13 protein-coding genes are annotated in these 14,460 nt (G+C 63.1%); 7 read left to right on the top strand and 6 right to left on the bottom strand.

Annotation, left to right across the window (positions count from 1 at the left end; translation table 11 throughout):
* Positions 1 to 148 precede the first annotated feature (148 nt).
* Complete coding sequence (locus IVA82_RS21770; RefSeq protein WP_247388587.1) at positions 149 to 1,765, bottom strand: phosphoenolpyruvate carboxykinase; 1,617 nt, start codon at positions 1,763 to 1,765, stop codon at positions 149 to 151.
* 283 nt (positions 1,766 to 2,048) lie between these two features.
* Positions 2,049 to 2,303, bottom strand: a complete 255-nt coding sequence (locus IVA82_RS21765) for a CHAT domain-containing protein (protein ID WP_247493519.1) — start codon at positions 2,301 to 2,303, stop codon at positions 2,049 to 2,051.
* 392 nt (positions 2,304 to 2,695) lie between these two features.
* Between IVA82_RS21765 and IVA82_RS21760 the strand changes: the two genes are divergently transcribed.
* Positions 2,696 to 2,899, top strand: a complete 204-nt coding sequence (locus IVA82_RS21760; RefSeq protein WP_247388585.1) for a hypothetical protein — start codon at positions 2,696 to 2,698, stop codon at positions 2,897 to 2,899.
* Here IVA82_RS21760 and IVA82_RS21755 read toward each other — a convergent pair.
* Positions 2,896 to 3,630: a DUF2470 domain-containing protein gene (locus tag IVA82_RS21755; protein ID WP_247388584.1), complete on the bottom strand. Its 735-nt coding sequence runs from the start codon at positions 3,628 to 3,630 to the stop codon at positions 2,896 to 2,898. The genes IVA82_RS21760 and IVA82_RS21755 overlap by 4 nt on opposite strands.
* A 236-nt stretch (positions 3,631 to 3,866) precedes the next feature.
* Here IVA82_RS21755 and IVA82_RS21750 point away from each other — a divergent pair, with 236 nt between their 5' ends.
* The 5 genes from IVA82_RS21750 (at position 3,867) to IVA82_RS21730 (ending at position 7,870) form a co-directional block, all read left to right on the top strand.
* Positions 3,867 to 4,568: a response regulator transcription factor gene (locus IVA82_RS21750; RefSeq protein ID WP_008542552.1), complete on the top strand. Its 702-nt coding sequence runs from the start codon at positions 3,867 to 3,869 to the stop codon at positions 4,566 to 4,568.
* Positions 4,569 to 4,685: 117 nt separating this feature from the next.
* Complete coding sequence (locus tag IVA82_RS21745) at positions 4,686 to 6,491, top strand: sensor histidine kinase (protein WP_187436036.1); 1,806 nt, start codon at positions 4,686 to 4,688, stop codon at positions 6,489 to 6,491.
* A complete protein-coding gene (locus tag IVA82_RS21740) occupies positions 6,488 to 7,012 on the top strand; it encodes an HPr kinase/phosphatase C-terminal domain-containing protein (protein WP_247388583.1) in 525 nt (174 codons plus the stop codon). Before IVA82_RS21745 ends, IVA82_RS21740 begins: the two co-directional genes overlap by 4 nt.
* A gap of 133 nt (positions 7,013 to 7,145) precedes the next feature.
* Positions 7,146 to 7,547, top strand: a complete 402-nt coding sequence (locus IVA82_RS21735) for a PTS sugar transporter subunit IIA (protein ID WP_024339151.1) — start codon at positions 7,146 to 7,148, stop codon at positions 7,545 to 7,547.
* Entirely contained in the window at positions 7,544 to 7,870 is a 327-nt protein-coding gene (locus IVA82_RS21730; protein WP_247388582.1) for an HPr family phosphocarrier protein, read from the top strand. The genes IVA82_RS21735 and IVA82_RS21730 overlap by 4 nt, the downstream gene beginning before the upstream one ends.
* A gap of 122 nt (positions 7,871 to 7,992) precedes the next feature.
* Here IVA82_RS21730 and IVA82_RS21725 read toward each other — a convergent pair whose 3' ends face one another.
* Positions 7,993 to 9,618, bottom strand: a complete 1,626-nt coding sequence (locus IVA82_RS21725; RefSeq protein ID WP_247388581.1) for a glycosyltransferase family 39 protein — start codon at positions 9,616 to 9,618, stop codon at positions 7,993 to 7,995.
* Positions 9,619 to 9,732: 114 nt separating this feature from the next.
* Between IVA82_RS21725 and lepA the strand changes: the two genes are divergently transcribed.
* On the top strand, positions 9,733 to 11,544 hold the full coding sequence (lepA, locus tag IVA82_RS21720) for a translation elongation factor 4 (protein WP_148745562.1): 1,812 nt from the start codon (positions 9,733 to 9,735) through the stop codon (positions 11,542 to 11,544).
* A 798-nt stretch (positions 11,545 to 12,342) separates the two neighbouring features.
* Here lepA and IVA82_RS21715 read toward each other — a convergent pair.
* Together IVA82_RS21715 and IVA82_RS21710 are read right to left on the bottom strand one after the other, a co-directional pair.
* Positions 12,343 to 12,492, bottom strand: coding sequence for a hypothetical protein (locus tag IVA82_RS21715; RefSeq protein WP_247388580.1), 150 nt, complete (start codon positions 12,490 to 12,492; stop codon positions 12,343 to 12,345).
* A 264-nt stretch (positions 12,493 to 12,756) separates the two neighbouring features.
* Positions 12,757 to 13,521 (bottom strand): C13 family peptidase, encoded by a 765-nt coding sequence (locus IVA82_RS21710; protein ID WP_247388579.1) that lies wholly within the window; start codon positions 13,519 to 13,521, stop codon positions 12,757 to 12,759.
* Positions 13,522 to 14,460 lie beyond the last annotated feature (939 nt).

Below are 14,460 nucleotides of genomic sequence, written 5' to 3'. Positions count from 1 at the left end.
TCTCGCGATGACGCCCTTGCGCTTCGCTAACCCTTCGCCGCCATCAGGCTGGGTAAAGGACTTCCACCTCCAAGCTGTCGAACATGCTCGGCACACCAACAAAAAGGGCGGCCTCACGGCCGCCCCTTCGCGTTTCAAGCAGGACAAATTACTCCGCCGCGAGCTTGACGTCCGGCGCGGCTGCACGCACCTCGGCGTCCACCTGGGCTTCGAACTTTGCAAAATTCTTCTGGAACATGCCGACCAGTGCGCGGGCGGTCTTGTCGAACTCGTCCTTGTCCTTCCAGGTGTTGACCGGGTTGAGGATCTCAGCTGGCACCCCCGGCAGCGCGGTCGGGACCGCGAAGCCGAAATACTTGTCGGTGCGGAATTCGACGTTGCGCAAGGAACCGTCGAGCGCCGCGGTGAGCAGCGCACGCGTCACCTTGATCGGCATGCGCGAGCCGACACCATACTTGCCGCCGGTCCAGCCGGTGTTGACCAGCCAGCAGTCGACATTGTGCTGGGCGATCAGGTCGCGCAGCATGTTGCCATAGACGGATGGGTCGAGCGGCAGGAAGGGCGAGCCGAAGCAGGTGGAGAATTCCGGCTGCGGCTCGTTGCCGAGACCGCGCTCGGTGCCGGCAACCTTGGCGGTGTAGCCGGAGAGGAAGTGATACATCGCCTGCGCCGGCGACAGCTTTGCGATCGGCGGCAGCACGCCGAAGGCATCGGCGGCGAGCATCACCACGTTCTTCGGCTGCGGCGCGCGGCCGGTGCGCGAGGCGTTCGGGATGAAGTCGAGCGGATAGGCCGAGCGCGTGTTCTCGGTCTTGGAGCCGTCGTCGAAATCAACAACGCGGGTGTCCTCGTCGAGCACGCAATTCTCGAGCACCGCGCCGAAGCGCGTCGAGGCGGCATAGATCTGGGGCTCGGCTTCCTGCGATAGCTTGATGCACTTGGCGTAGCAGCCGCCTTCGAAATTAAACACTCCGTTCGGGCCCCAGCCGTGCTCGTCGTCGCCGATCAGCGTGCGGTTGGGATCGGCGGATAGCGTCGTCTTGCCGGTGCCTGACAAGCCGAAGAAGACCGCGGTGTCGCCCTCGGCACCGACATTGGCCGAGCAATGCATCGGCATCACGCCGCGCTCGGGCAGGTAGTAGTTCAGCGTGGTGAAGACCGACTTCTTCATCTCGCCGGCGTAATAGGAGCCGCCGATCAGGACGATCTTGCGGGCGAAGTCGATCGCGACGACGTTCTCCGAACGCACACCGTGACGCTTGGGATCGGCGCGGAAGCTCGGCATGTCGATGATGGTGAGCTCCGGCGTGAAGCTCGACAGCTCGACCGCCTCGGGGCGGATCAGCAGCGTGCGGATGAACAGCGAGTGCCAGGCGAGCTCGGTGAAGACGCGGGTCTTGATCCGGTACGCCGGATCGGCGCCGCCGTAGAGATCCTGCGCGAAGAGGCTCTTGCCTTCGGCGTGCTTGAGGAAGTCCTGGTAGAGCGTCTCGAACTGCTCGGCGGTGATCGACTGGTTGCCGGCCCACCACATCTTCTTGTCGGTGGTGGCGTCACGCACCGTGAACTTGTCCTTCGGGCTGCGGCCGGTGAACTCGCCGGTGTCGGCGCAGAGCGCGCCGTCGGCGGACAGCACCGCCTCGCCCTCGGAGAGGGAGTATTGATAAAGCTGTGGCGCGCCGAGATTCCAGTGAACCCGTTTGAGATTCCTTAAACCGAATTTGTCGGCGCCGAAGGCACCGTTGCGCACGCCCGTCTCTTGCACGAAAAATCCTCCTCGAAGCCGCGACACTCAGCGCGATCATGCTTTGGCGCCGCCGCGGTCACCGTGAATAATAGGCCATCCGGCCTCGGCTGGACGATCTAATAATGATGAACTCTGGTGTTGCCAAGCTGATCCCGCAGGATTTGGTTTATTCAAGGACCGCGCCAAACGTCGCGCATGTCTGCTCTGAGCACGCGCATCAAGAAATTGCGGATGATCGCGCAACCAAATGCGCGATTCAGCGTTACATAGAGTTATTGCGACGCACAATCACGAGACCGGTCTAACGTGCTGCACCTCCGCCGATGACCGCGAACGGCGCCCAGATGGCGGGATAGGCGTGCGTGGTGACGATGTCATCGAGCTTGAGCTGTGCGACTTCGCTTGCGGTCAGCAGGCCATCGTCGAGCTCTGACGGCTGATCGGGAATGGAGAGCGCGAGCGACGGCTCGCCCACATCCTTGATATCGCCGGCGACGAGTCCGCGGGTGGCAACCCAAATGATGTTGTATTGAGCAAGCGCTGCACGCTTGAGCATCGTCTCGCTGGCATCGCGGCCGAGATGATACCGACATCCGTTGCCACCGCGCTCAGCTCGTCCGCTGTATCGGAGCAGCTGCGGGAGCCGGCGTGCATGATCGACGCCCGCACTGCGCCGGAAGTCGATGTAAGCGTTGGTCGCGATGGTGCACACTGCAACTTGCCGCCAGTGGCACGCCCGTCGGCGGGTCCTTCCTGCGCGGGATTGAGGCGCCTGCGGAAGGCGGCGACCTTCCGCGCCGGCGCGTCTGCACCAAGCTGGATTTCCTTCCACCGAGTACGGAATAGATCGTCATCGCCTCATCGGCCGACAACAATGCCTGGATGTGCTTCACCGCCGGCGGCAACGGGTTGGACAGCGAGGCGTAATCGGCCAACTCGACGGCGAGCGTGTTCAACAATCCGCTGCGCTCGCTCGCGGATAACAAGAGCATGGCGATAGAGCGGCTCGGCATCGGCATTGCACTGCTGATGCTCGTAGAGGCCGGCGAAATTGTTGAGTCAGCGCGCGACGTCGGGATGATCCGGGCTCAGCACCTTGTCTCGGATCGCAAGCGAACGCTTGAATGTGCGGAGCGTTCAATTTATCGCTAGTCGGCTTTTGCGCGCGCTTCGCCCGCCAGGCGGACCAACATCTTCCGCAGCGCGGTGCCGCTGGTCACCCGCTCCGGGAACTCCAGCCGCAGCGCGGTCTGGCCATCCTGCATGTCGATGCCCTCGGGGTCGCAGCCGGTGCAGCGCCAGTCGCCCTCAGCCACGCCGAGGAGCTTTGTCGCATAGAGGCCCATGGTGTCGCGATGGTCGGCATTCATGTGCTCGACCGCCCCCTCCTCTGCCGCCAGCAGATCCTCGGCGCCCGTGAGGTCCGTCAGGAACTCCTCAGGTTTGAGATCGACGATGCGCCCAAAGCCAGCGACCAGATGGGTTGCCGTGGGCCGAACCCGGAAGAACGAGAAATCTTTAAACGAAACAAAAGCTTCCGCAGACGGGTGGGCATTGAGATACCGCCGCTGCAGCAGGTCCGTCTCGGCGTCGGCCTGTTCCGCCCGGCCGGACAGCATGATCCGGGCGCCTTCCAGCGGATCGCCCGCCGCCCGCTCGTCCAGCATCAGGGAGACCCTGGAATCGGCCAGGATATTCCTGGTGTGAACGGCCAGGCGCGAGATCAGGAGGATGGGAGAGCCGTCGGGGTGGCTCGCCAGATTGACCAGGGAACAATAGGGATCGCTGCTGCCGGCCATCAACGTTGCTAAGGCGCCCTGCCGGGAACGCCTGAGCAGCGATTTGGCGAGCCTTCCGGGGTCGAAATCGGGGGTCGGTTCCATGGGTTTCTCGGGTCAGGTGGTTGCAAGGGGGGCCTTTTTTCGGGTAAACGGGGTCTGGTTATGGGTCGACATGCGGCGGATCTGCCGTGTTTCGCGGAACTTGGTCACACTTCAGCCCAGCTTGCATTGCTCGGTGACAAAGTTCGAACTCCAAGTTCGGGACCCATGTATGCGGCGCATCACTGAATTGCTCGCCGTTTAAGCCACGATCCAAACGGAAAGCAGAAAGCAGGCTCATGCCCACAATCGCTTTGGTCGACGACGACCGCAACATTCTCACATCCGTCTCGATCGCGCTGGAAGCGGAAGGCTACCGCATCATGACCTACACCGACGGCGCCTCTGCGCTGGACGGTTTCCGCACCACCCAGCCCGATCTTGCCATCCTCGACATCAAGATGCCGCGCATGGACGGCATGGAGACGCTGCGCCGGCTGCGGCAGAAATCCGACCTGCCGGTGATTTTCCTCACCTCCAAGGACGAGGAGATCGACGAGCTGTTCGGCCTCAAGATGGGCGCCGACGATTTCATCCGCAAACCGTTCTCGCAGCGGCTGTTGGTCGAGCGCGTCAAGGCGGTGCTGCGCCGCTCGGCGCCGAAGGACCCGACCGTCGCGCCGAAGGAGAACGACGCCAAGGCGCTCGATCGCGGCCTGCTGCGCATGGATCCGGAACGGCATACTTGCACCTGGAAGAACGAGCCGGTGACGCTGACAGTTACCGAATTTCTGATCCTCCAGGCGCTGGCGACCCGGCCCGGCGTGGTGAAGAGCCGCAACGCGCTGATGGACGCCGCCTATGACGACCAGGTCTATGTCGACGACCGCACCATTGACAGCCACATCAAGCGGCTGCGCAAGAAGTTCAAGGTGGTCGACAACGAGTTCGAGATGATCGAGACGCTCTACGGCGTCGGCTACCGTTTCAAGGAAGCCTGAGGCGCGCGCGCCTTCACGAACGACGAGGGCATCGCCGGTTCTGATTCCATCGGGACCGGGATGGCTCTAGGATGCGGGGACTTGATCGCACGAGCTGTGCCAACGCGGGCTTAAGCATTGCTTGACCGAACGCAGCCTCATTCCAATCAGAACGCCGAGGATATCGCATCCGGCGGCGGCCCGGAGCACGTGGCCGAGGACAAGCCGGTCGCGCAGGGCTGGCGGCCGCTCAACTGGCTGAAGCGCGCCGGGCAGTTCTTCTTCGCGCTGTCCTTCTCGAGCCTGACCCGCCGCATCGTCTCGCTCAACTTGGCGGGCCTCGTCGCGCTGGTCGCGAGCATCCTGTACCTGTCGCAGTTCCGCGCCGGCCTGATCGACGCGCGCGCGCAGAGCCTGCTGGTGCAGGCCGAGATCATCGCCGGCGCGATCGCGGCCTCCGCAACCGTGCAGACCAATGCCATCACCATCGACCCCGACCGGCTGCTCGACCTCAAGCCGGGCGAGACTTATGGCGGGCCGGACGATTATTCGCCGCTGGATTTCCCGATCAATCCGGAGCGCGTGGCGCCGGTGCTGCGCACGCTGATCTCACCGACCAAGACGCGCGCCCGCATCTACGATCCCAACGGCAGCCTGCTGCTCGACAGCCGCAACCTCGAAAACGTGCTGCGCTACGATCTGCCGCCGCCCTCCGCCGAGAAGCCCGGCATCGTCGAGCGCGGCATGGTCGCAGTGCGCACCTGGCTGAACCGCGGCGACCTGCCGCTCTATCGCGAGCTCGGGCCCGAGAACGGCAACGGCTATGCGGAAGTGGGCGATGCGCTCCAGGGCCAGAAGCGCTCGATGGTGCGGGTCAATCCGCGCGGCGAGGTGATCGTCTCGGTCGCGGTCCCCGTGCTGCGCTCGCGCGCCATCCACGGCGCCTTGATGCTGTCCACCCAGGGCGACGACATCGACCAGATGGTCACGGCCGAGCGCCTCGCGATCCTCAAAGTGGGCGGCGTCGCCGCCGCCGTCATGATCATGCTGTCGCTGCTGCTCGCCAGCACCATCGCAGGCCCGGTGCGCCGGCTCGCCGACAGTGCCGAGCGGGTCCGCCGCCGCATCAAGAGCCGCGTCGAGATCCCCGACTTCACCCGCCGCCGCGACGAGATCGGCCATCTCTCCGGCGCGCTACGCGACATGACCAACGCGCTCTACAAGCGGATCGAGGCGATCGAGATGTTCGCCGCCGACGTCGCCCATGAGCTGAAGAACCCGCTGACCTCGCTGCGCTCCGCGGTCGAGACGCTGCCGCTTGCCCGCAACGAGAACAGCCGCGCCCGCCTGCTCGAAGTGATCGAGCATGACGTCAAGCGGCTGGACCGGCTGATCTCCGACATCTCGGACGCAAGTCGGCTCGATGCCGAATTGCAGCGGCAGGACGCCATTCCAGTCGATCTGCGCCGCCTGCTGACGACGCTCGTGTCGGTCGCCAACGAGACCAAACTCGGTCACGACGTTGCGGTCGAGGCGCGCTTCGAGGGCCGCAGCCCGACCGACATCTTCGCAGTGACTGGTCATGATTCGCGGCTCGGGCAGGTCGTCTCCAACCTGCTTTCCAACGCACAGTCCTTCTCCGAGCCCGGCAGCAAGGTGCGCCTCACCTGCCGCCGCGTGCGCGGGGAAATCGAAATCGTGGTCGACGACGACGGCCCCGGCATCCGCGACGACGCGCTGGAGCGCATCTTCGAGCGCTTTTACACCGACCGTCCGCATCAGGGTTTTGGCCAGAACTCCGGCCTCGGGCTGTCGATCTCCAAGCAGATCATCGACGCCCATGGCGGACGCATCTGGGCCGAGAATCGCGCAGGCCCCGCGGACGCTGACGGCGCGCCGACGGTTGCCGGCGCGCACTTCGTGGTGAGGCTGCCGGCGCTATGAGCGAAGGCGGCCTCAGCGTTCACGCCTCCGCCGTCAAGGTCGGGAATCTGGCGGTGCTGATCCGCGGGCCCTCGGGCGCTGGCAAGTCGCGGCTTGCCTTCGATTTGATCATGGCAGGGCGCGCGGGGGTGGTCGAAAGGGCCGTTCTGGTCGGTGACGACCGTGTCCATCTTGCGACAGTCGGCGATGAAATTGTGGTTCGCCCCGTCCACGTGTTGGCCGGGCTGATCGAAGTGCGGGGGCTGGGAATCCGGCGCTGCGACTTCGTGGAGCATGCGACCGTCGGCCTCGTGGTCGATCTGGACGCGGACGACGCGGAACGCCTGCCGCCGCCCGAATCGTTGAAAATAAGCATCTCCGGTGTCGAAATACCGCGAATCCCGATCGCTCGCGGCTATTCGCCCCTCCCACTGGTTGTTGCGGCCTTGACCACTACCAAGAGTTCATCTTCGGTTAACCCTCCCGGCGATTGTTTGAAGGGAAATGGTAACCATATGAACCCCACTATCGCGACCGAATAGACCGGCGCAGCTCCCCTCATCCATCCGTCTAGATTCAGGGAGATACGCAACATCCCCTCTTGCGCGGGGGCTCTGGATGGTCAAAGTGGCGCGTTCGTGCGGTGCACCAAAAGCGCCCGCGAGGAGTTTTCCGATGATTGGTCTAGTACTTGTGACCCACGGGCGCCTTGCCGACGAATTCAAGGCAGCGCTTGAACATGTGATGGGCCCACAAAAGCAAATCGAAGCGATCACGATCGGTGCCGAGGATGATTCCGATCTCTGTCGAAGCGACATCATCGAGGCGGTTAACCGCGTCGATTCCGGCGACGGGGTTGCAATCCTCACCGACATGTTCGGCGGCACCCCATCCAACCTTGCAATATCCTGTATGAGCCGGCCGAAGGTCGAGGTGCTCGCGGGCATCAACCTTCCCATGCTGGTGAAGCTTGCCAAGGTGCGCGAGGAGCGTTCGCTGCCCGATGCGATCGCGATGGCCCAGGAAGCGGGCCGCAAATACGTCACGATCGCCAGCCGCGTGCTCGCCGGCAAATGAGCGACGACGCGCCGCTCGGAAACCAGACCGGGACAGGCGTGCCCGCGGGCGCGATTTCCAAAGAGCTCCTGATCATCAACAAGCGTGGCCTGCACGCCCGCGCTTCCGCAAAGTTCGTCCAGGCGGTCGAGCGCTTCAATGCGCAGGTCTGGGTGACGCGCGGCGGCGAGACCGTCGGCGGCACCTCGATCATGGGCCTGATGATGCTCGCCGCAGGGCCCGGCACCACGATCACGGTGGCGGCCGCCGGCGATGATGCTGAAGCCGCGCTGGCCGCGATCACGGAACTCGTTGAGAGCAAGTTCAACGAGGAAGGAATCTAGCGGCCACGTTAGAGAAGCCGCTGTAGGGTGGGCAAAGGCGCGTCGCGCCGTGCCCACCATCTCCCGTTACTTGCAACAGAAGCGGTGGGCACGCTTCGCTTTGCCCACCCTACAAGATCTCGCTACTTCCCCGGCGGCGCGATGTAGATGTTCCAGGTCATCGACGGGCCGGGCTTGCCGTGGGTGAAGCGGCGCGTCGTCATGACGATGCGCTCGGCATTCGGCGCGGTTTCGGAAATCCACTTCTCGAACGCAGGCAGGCGGCCGTCGGTTGGATCGAACACGCCGATGAAGCCGAACGTCTTGACGTCCTCGAGCGAGGTCAGACCCGAACTCCAGGCCTCGTTCGGCGTGAACGCGCCGGGATGATCCGGGCTGTAGAACACCATCGGCTGAATCGATTCCATGGTGCCGGCGACGACCGCCCAGCGCGAGGCGAAGCGCGCGTGCCAGGCCTGCGTCAGTTCGTGTGCGAGCTCCGAGCGCGCGCCATAGGTCGCGGTATTGTCGGCATTGACCGACATCTCGCGCGCGGCGATCCAGGGCGAAGCGGCGAGCGTCGCGGCGCTGAGCACGAGCCAGATCGCGGCGATGTTGAACAGGACCGCACTCTGTACCCGCAACGCGGGGATCGCGACCAGCGCCAGCGGCACCAGGAAGAACAGCGAGATGCCCCAGTCGGTCTTCAAGTAGATGCTGAAGACCAGCGCGCCGAGCGGCGGGCCGACCGCGACGATGATCTGAACGATCCAGACGTTGAGCGCCTGTGAAAGGTTGACGCCGGGATTGGCGCCGCGCGCCCAGGCCCGCGTGGCGATGCGCAGCGGCGCGCGCAGCAACAGCGTGAACCAATGTGGCACCAGCGCCATTGCGAGCGCTGCGAGCGCCACCGGCAGGGCCAGCAGTGCGACATTGTGCAGGACATAGCCGAGCACGAGCTGATGCACCTGGCCGCTATCCTCGATGCTGTAGGTGTCGCCGGCATAGGTCAGCGGCACGAAATGCGCGTCCGCAAGCCAGACGATGTGCGGGATCATCGCCGCGACAAGCGTCGCGATCGCGACCCAGGACGCCGGCGACAACAGGAATTTCAGCCGCTCGGGATGGATCAGCGCGGCGAGGCCGATGGCGCCGATCATGGTCAGCACCCAGTATTTGGTCATTAGCGCCAGCGCGCCGGCGAGCCCGAGCAAGATTCCGGAACGCCAGCTGCGCTTCTCGAAGGCGTTGAGATAAGCGAGCACGAGCAGCGGCAGGGTGACGAGCTGCAACAGGTCCGGATTGTACTTGAAACCTTTGAAATTGAAGATCGGGTACAGCGCGACCATCACCACGACCAGGAACGCGCGCCGTGCATCGACCACGCGCAGCGCGAGCAGCCAGCAGATCACCATGCCGACGCCGACCATCGCCATCGCGAGCGCGTAGGTCGCCCAATCCGCCGCCGGGAACACCTTGAACCAGAGGCCGGCGATCCAGCCCGACAACGGCGGGTGTTTGCCGTAACCGAGCAGGAATTTCTGCCCCCAGCCATAGGCTTCCGCGACGTCCATGTGAACGTCCTGCGCTGCCTTGAGATTGATCAGGATGAAGGTCCAGAGCACCGCATGCAGGATGGCAAGCTGGATCACCAGCCAGAGGCGGGCCTCGGGGCGGGTCGCGCAGGCAACCAGCCAGGCCCGGAAGCGGCCAAAGCTCACCCGGGTCTTCGCGCGCGCCCGGGCGGATGGGATCGAAGTGATGGACATGGGCCGTTGCGTAGCGCGTTTTGGCCCTTCGTGGAATCAGCTTGGCGTGAAGAAAGCCCCTGAAAATACAGCAATATGGTTGCCGCACGGGGATGTGAGTGGTATCCCGCGCCCATGACGACCGTCCCCATTTCCAACATCCGCAATTTCTCCATCGTCGCCCATATCGACCATGGCAAATCGACGCTGGCCGACCGCCTGATCCAGATGACCGGCGGGCTCACCGACCGCGAGATGGCGGGCAAGGAGCAGGTGCTCGATTCCATGGATATCGAGCGCGAGCGCGGCATCACCATCAAGGCGCAGACGGTCCGGCTCGCCTACCGCGCCAAGGACGGCAAGGATTACATCTTCAACCTGATGGACACGCCCGGCCATGTCGACTTTGCCTACGAAGTCTCGCGGTCGCTGGCGGCGTGCGAAGGTTCCCTGCTGGTGGTCGACGCCAGCCAGGGCGTCGAAGCGCAGACGCTCGCCAACGTCTACCAGGCGCTCGACAACAATCACGAGATCGTGCCGGTCCTGAACAAGGTCGACCTTCCCGCCGCAGAGCCCGAGAAGGTCAAGCAGCAGATCGAGGACGTCATCGGCATCGACGCCTCCGATGCGGTGATGATCTCGGCCAAGACCGGGCTCGGCGTGCCCGATGTGCTGGAAGCCATCGTCACGCGCCTGCCGCCGCCGAAGGGCGACCGCGAGGCGACCTTGAAGGCGCTGCTGGTCGACAGCTGGTACGACGTCTATCTCGGCGTCGTCGTGCTGATCCGCGTCGTCGACGGCGTCATGAAGAAGGGCAGCCGCGTCCGCATGATGGGCACGGGCGCGGCCTACGACGTCGAGCGCGTCGGCTTCTTCACGCCGAAGATGACGCAGGTCGATGAGCTCGGCCCCGGCGAGATCGGCTTCATCACCGCCGCGATCAAGGAAGTCGCCGACACCCGCGTCGGCGACACCATCACCGACGACAGGAAGCCGGTCACCGACATGCTGCCGGGCTTCAAGCCGGCGATCCCCGTGGTGTTCTGCGGCCTGTTCCCGGTCGACGCCGACGACTTCGAGACGCTGCGCGCCGCGATGGGCAAGCTGCGCCTCAACGACGCCAGCTTCTCGTTCGAGATGGAGACCTCGGCCGCGCTCGGTTTCGGTTTCCGCTGCGGCTTCCTCGGGCTATTGCACCTCGAGATCATCCAGGAGCGGCTGTCGCGCGAGTTCGATCTCAATTTGATCGCGACCGCGCCGAGCGTGATCTACAAGATGAAGCTGACCGACGGCAGCGAGCTCGAGATCCACAATCCCGTCGACATGCCCGACGTGGTCAAGATCGCCGAGATCCAGGAGCCGTGGATCGAGGCGACGATCCTGACCCCTGACGATTATCTCGGCAGCGTCCTGAAGCTGTGCCAGGACCGCCGCGGCTCGCAGAAGGAGCTCACTTACGTCGGCGCCCGCGCCATGGTGAAATACGATCTGCCGCTCAACGAAGTCGTGTTCGATTTCTACGACCGCCTCAAGTCGGTCTCCAAGGGCTACGCCTCGTTCGACTATCATCTGACCGACTACAAGCCGGCCGATCTCGTCAAGATGCAGATCCTCGTCAACAACGAGCCGGTCGATGCGCTCTCGATGCTGGTGCATCGGACCCGCGCCGAAGGCCGCGGCCGCGCTATGGTAGAGCGGATGAAGGAGCTGATCCCGCCGCACATGTTCCAGATCCCGATCCAGGCGGCGATCGGCGGCAAGGTGATCGCCCGCGAGACCGTGCGCGCGCTGCGCAAGGACGTCACCGCAAAGTGCTATGGCGGCGACATCACGCGCAAGCGCAAGCTTCTGGAGAAGCAGAAGGAAGGCAAGAAGAAGATGCGGCAGTTCGGCAAGGTCGACATCCCGCAGGAAGCCTTCATTGCCGCGCTGAAGGTGGATAGCTGAGGCATCTGCTCAGGCTGCGCTCGGCGCGGCGGGAGTGGATCCGGCCCGGGACATCGGCAACTGACAAACCAAAAGTGCAAAAACAACCCCATGCACAGTAGCCAGGGGCGTGGCGGGATTTGGCTTTTTCGATTTCACGAAATCCCGTTTGCTCCGTCGGGCAAAACAGGGGCATGATGGCACGATCGTTAGCCCTGAGTGGAATGACCGGCAGCTTCGCTTCCTTGTTAGCTGCAGGAGACCTTTGCCAGCACAGCAGCGACCGAGTGAAGCGCTGGGCACGCCAGAGACTACTCGAGGCACGGCCAGAGACTTCTTGAGGCCGCATGCGGCCGCTGCGTTCAATCCCGGCCTCTCGGCAGGATGAGATCCGTTGGGATCTCCGCAGGTGGCCCCTGCAAAAGCAAATGGACATCGTGGATGCCGCAAGGCGCGGCAAATCGGCCGGAACCCGTTAGTTCTGCTCCGCTGCCCGATAAGGGGCAATCCGTGTCGTTCGCGCCATCAGCATTGAGTAGCCCCTTATCAATCACACATCCGTTTCTGGAATTGCGGCGATAGGCACTCAACGCGGCTCAGACCGTCAGTTAGGTGCACTATCACCGTAATCCTGGACATGGGTTGATGTCCGTTGGCGGCGCCAAAGGAGAGATACTGGGATGCCGTCGCGATCGACGCGAAAGACCCTGAACGAACGTGATAGATATAAAACCTGGACGCAGTGCGGTCTCAGGTCTTGGCTTTAGTTTGCTCGGACGTCCGCATCACGGACTGACGCGGTCGCCCCTAACTCCTGCCCTACTGGGCTTGATCGTAGGCCTGCAGGATCCGGACAAAATCAGCCATGCTGGATCGATCTCGGTTTTCCGCCATAGCCGCAACCTGAGTATTGGACGCGGGTTGGCTTCCCTGCCAGAACCGCATCAGGAGATCGGCGATGTTTCTCATGGCGTACTTCTCCGCAGTCAACTGTGGCAGTAGACACCTTGAGCGGCAAAGCGCCGCTAGATCGTGAGAAAGGCCGGCGGGCGCTACGCCGCCGACCTTGTCCTGCAACTGCCGGCTCGAAGGGCCGGTTCCGTTGCGTTGTATCCGGATTTATAGGTAGCACCGAGCACTTGGTTGGGCCATTGCGCGCGGGTATGAAGTGACCATACTTAGGTAGGTTGGGCCTCGTGAATTGGGATCAGTCGACCAAATGTTGGTTTAACGTCAAGGTTGGCGGCTTCCGTTGATGCGCGCGACAAGTAATGGCTGCACGTTTTCACCGCCTGCCATGAGTGGGTTCGATGGCTCGAACTGCTCCCGCAGTTCTCGCTTACGGATAAGCAGGCGCGCATCGAGAAACGCATCCTTCAGGCTTACGGCTCGCCGGAGCGCGACGTTAAAAAAGGCATCACCGAAATAGGTCCACTTCGCCTTATCCTGACAGCCGAACGACGGATGATTGGCATCGGCCGCGGTGATGACCAGCACATCGGGGTTCGCGAGGCGTGGGATGAAGACCCCGGAATAGCAAGCCGAGATGACCACCACCTTGTGTCGCACACCAGTCTTCGCGAGTATGCCAGCGAGACGAGACGGCGTCAGCGTTTGCGTGAGCCGCCCCGCCTTGATTGCAAGGCCGTCGGGAGAGCCATGGGAGGTGAGAATCAGAAAGAGAACATCTTTCTCGGCATCCAGGCGGTTGGCTGCAACCTGCAACGACCTGGTCAGGGCTTCGATCGTTGCACTTCCGCCTTCCTTCGAATTGTATTGTACGTCGATCGCGCCAGTCTCGAAACGCCCCGCTACGACCTGAGCTGCGCCAGTCGCCTCCGCTCTAAACACGCCTTGATCGCCGAAAAGGCCAAAGGATACCACGCCAACCTTTCGAGCATCCTCAATAGCGCGTACCGACGAAACCACCGGCCCGACGATCAAAATTAGAGCGACGAGCGGTGCGCAGAGCCGCCTGATCCAAGACTGAGAGGTCATGCAAAACCTCGTTTCGAGATCGCCGCCATAGAATTGCGGCTCAATACAAAATAGCGGAGATGCGGAGATACGGTGAATTTCCATCAATCGGAACTGTATCTCTCGGGCCAAGCTCACGCTTCTATGCGATGTTTGAGAGCATGCAATTCGTCCTGGAGAGCGATCTCTACGTCAGCAAGCCTGACGGGGTCGCGTCCATGTGCGCGATAGCTTCCGATCGGGCAACCCTCTGAAAGTTCTGCCGGTCATTAACCTCAAGACGGCGAGTTCGCCCGGATGGAAGTCCCGGCATCGCTTCTCGGCCCGGGCGAACGACTGACTGCGCCAGGCTTGTGATTCCGCTCATAGCTCATTTCAGACCTTGCGATGGCTGCTAAAGAGGTCAGCTCACCGGGGTTGACCGGAAGTAATCGCGGGAAGGATGCACCGGCGCGATTGACCCAATTGTATGGTCCGGCCGCGCGTTGCAAGAGGTTTCGTCAACCTGGCAGATGCGGTCTTGCATCAATGTATCCGGCCTCTGATTGGAGCGTGTTGTGCTCCGGGCCATCATGGATATCAGCGCGCATTCGAGCTAATTAGCGGACAGGCCTCGAAGGGGCCATTCGGGTCACCAGTGTTCGCATGCGCCGGGAAGACCGATCCTCCATCGTCGTCTCATCCTCTCGCAGACCTCGGCGGGTAAGGGATGTTGGTTACGTCATCGATAGCTCCTCACTTCGCACTGTTCCTTTGTTCGTGCCTGGCGGTCGTTCCTTCGTCCCGGCCTGCGCGCGCAGACGCGCCGCGCGCAAGGGCCGTCAAGGCCGGCCGTCGTGCTGTCCTGACGGCTTGCTCTACCGCTGCCAGGCTGCGCCTTGACGGCCCCGAGCACGGCGCGAGGATCAAGCAGGTCGGGACGCCATCTCATCTGTCTTGACGCACTCGAAGGCGCGCCCC

The sequence above is a fragment of the Bradyrhizobium sp. 142 genome, assembly GCF_023074015.1.
In the GTDB taxonomy this organism is placed as follows: domain Bacteria; phylum Pseudomonadota; class Alphaproteobacteria; order Rhizobiales; family Xanthobacteraceae; genus Bradyrhizobium.
Note: the sequence above shows the minus strand (reverse complement) of the source record. Positions and strands in the feature narration are given on the sequence as shown.

Bases quoted from the DNA above. Each gene is read 5' to 3' on its own strand.
- IVA82_RS21765 (WP_247493519.1), bottom strand. From the start codon at position 2,303: ATGCTCAAGCGTGCAGCGCTTGCTCAATACAACATCATTTGGGTTGCC.
- IVA82_RS21755 (WP_247388584.1), bottom strand. From the start codon at position 3,630: ATGGAACCGACCCCCGATTTCGACCCCGGAAGGCTCGCCAAATCGCTG.
- IVA82_RS21750 (WP_008542552.1), top strand. From the start codon at position 3,867: ATGCCCACAATCGCTTTGGTCGACGACGACCGCAACATTCTCACATCC.
- IVA82_RS21740 (WP_247388583.1), top strand. From the start codon at position 6,488: ATGAGCGAAGGCGGCCTCAGCGTTCACGCCTCCGCCGTCAAGGTCGGG.
- IVA82_RS21735 (WP_024339151.1), top strand. From the start codon at position 7,146: ATGATTGGTCTAGTACTTGTGACCCACGGGCGCCTTGCCGACGAATTC.
- IVA82_RS21730 (WP_247388582.1), top strand. From the start codon at position 7,544: ATGAGCGACGACGCGCCGCTCGGAAACCAGACCGGGACAGGCGTGCCC.
- IVA82_RS21725 (WP_247388581.1), bottom strand. From the start codon at position 9,618: ATGTCCATCACTTCGATCCCATCCGCCCGGGCGCGCGCGAAGACCCGG.
- lepA (WP_148745562.1), top strand. From the start codon at position 9,733: ATGACGACCGTCCCCATTTCCAACATCCGCAATTTCTCCATCGTCGCC.
- IVA82_RS21715 (WP_247388580.1), bottom strand. From the start codon at position 12,492: ATGAGAAACATCGCCGATCTCCTGATGCGGTTCTGGCAGGGAAGCCAA.
- IVA82_RS21710 (WP_247388579.1), bottom strand. From the start codon at position 13,521: ATGACCTCTCAGTCTTGGATCAGGCGGCTCTGCGCACCGCTCGTCGCT.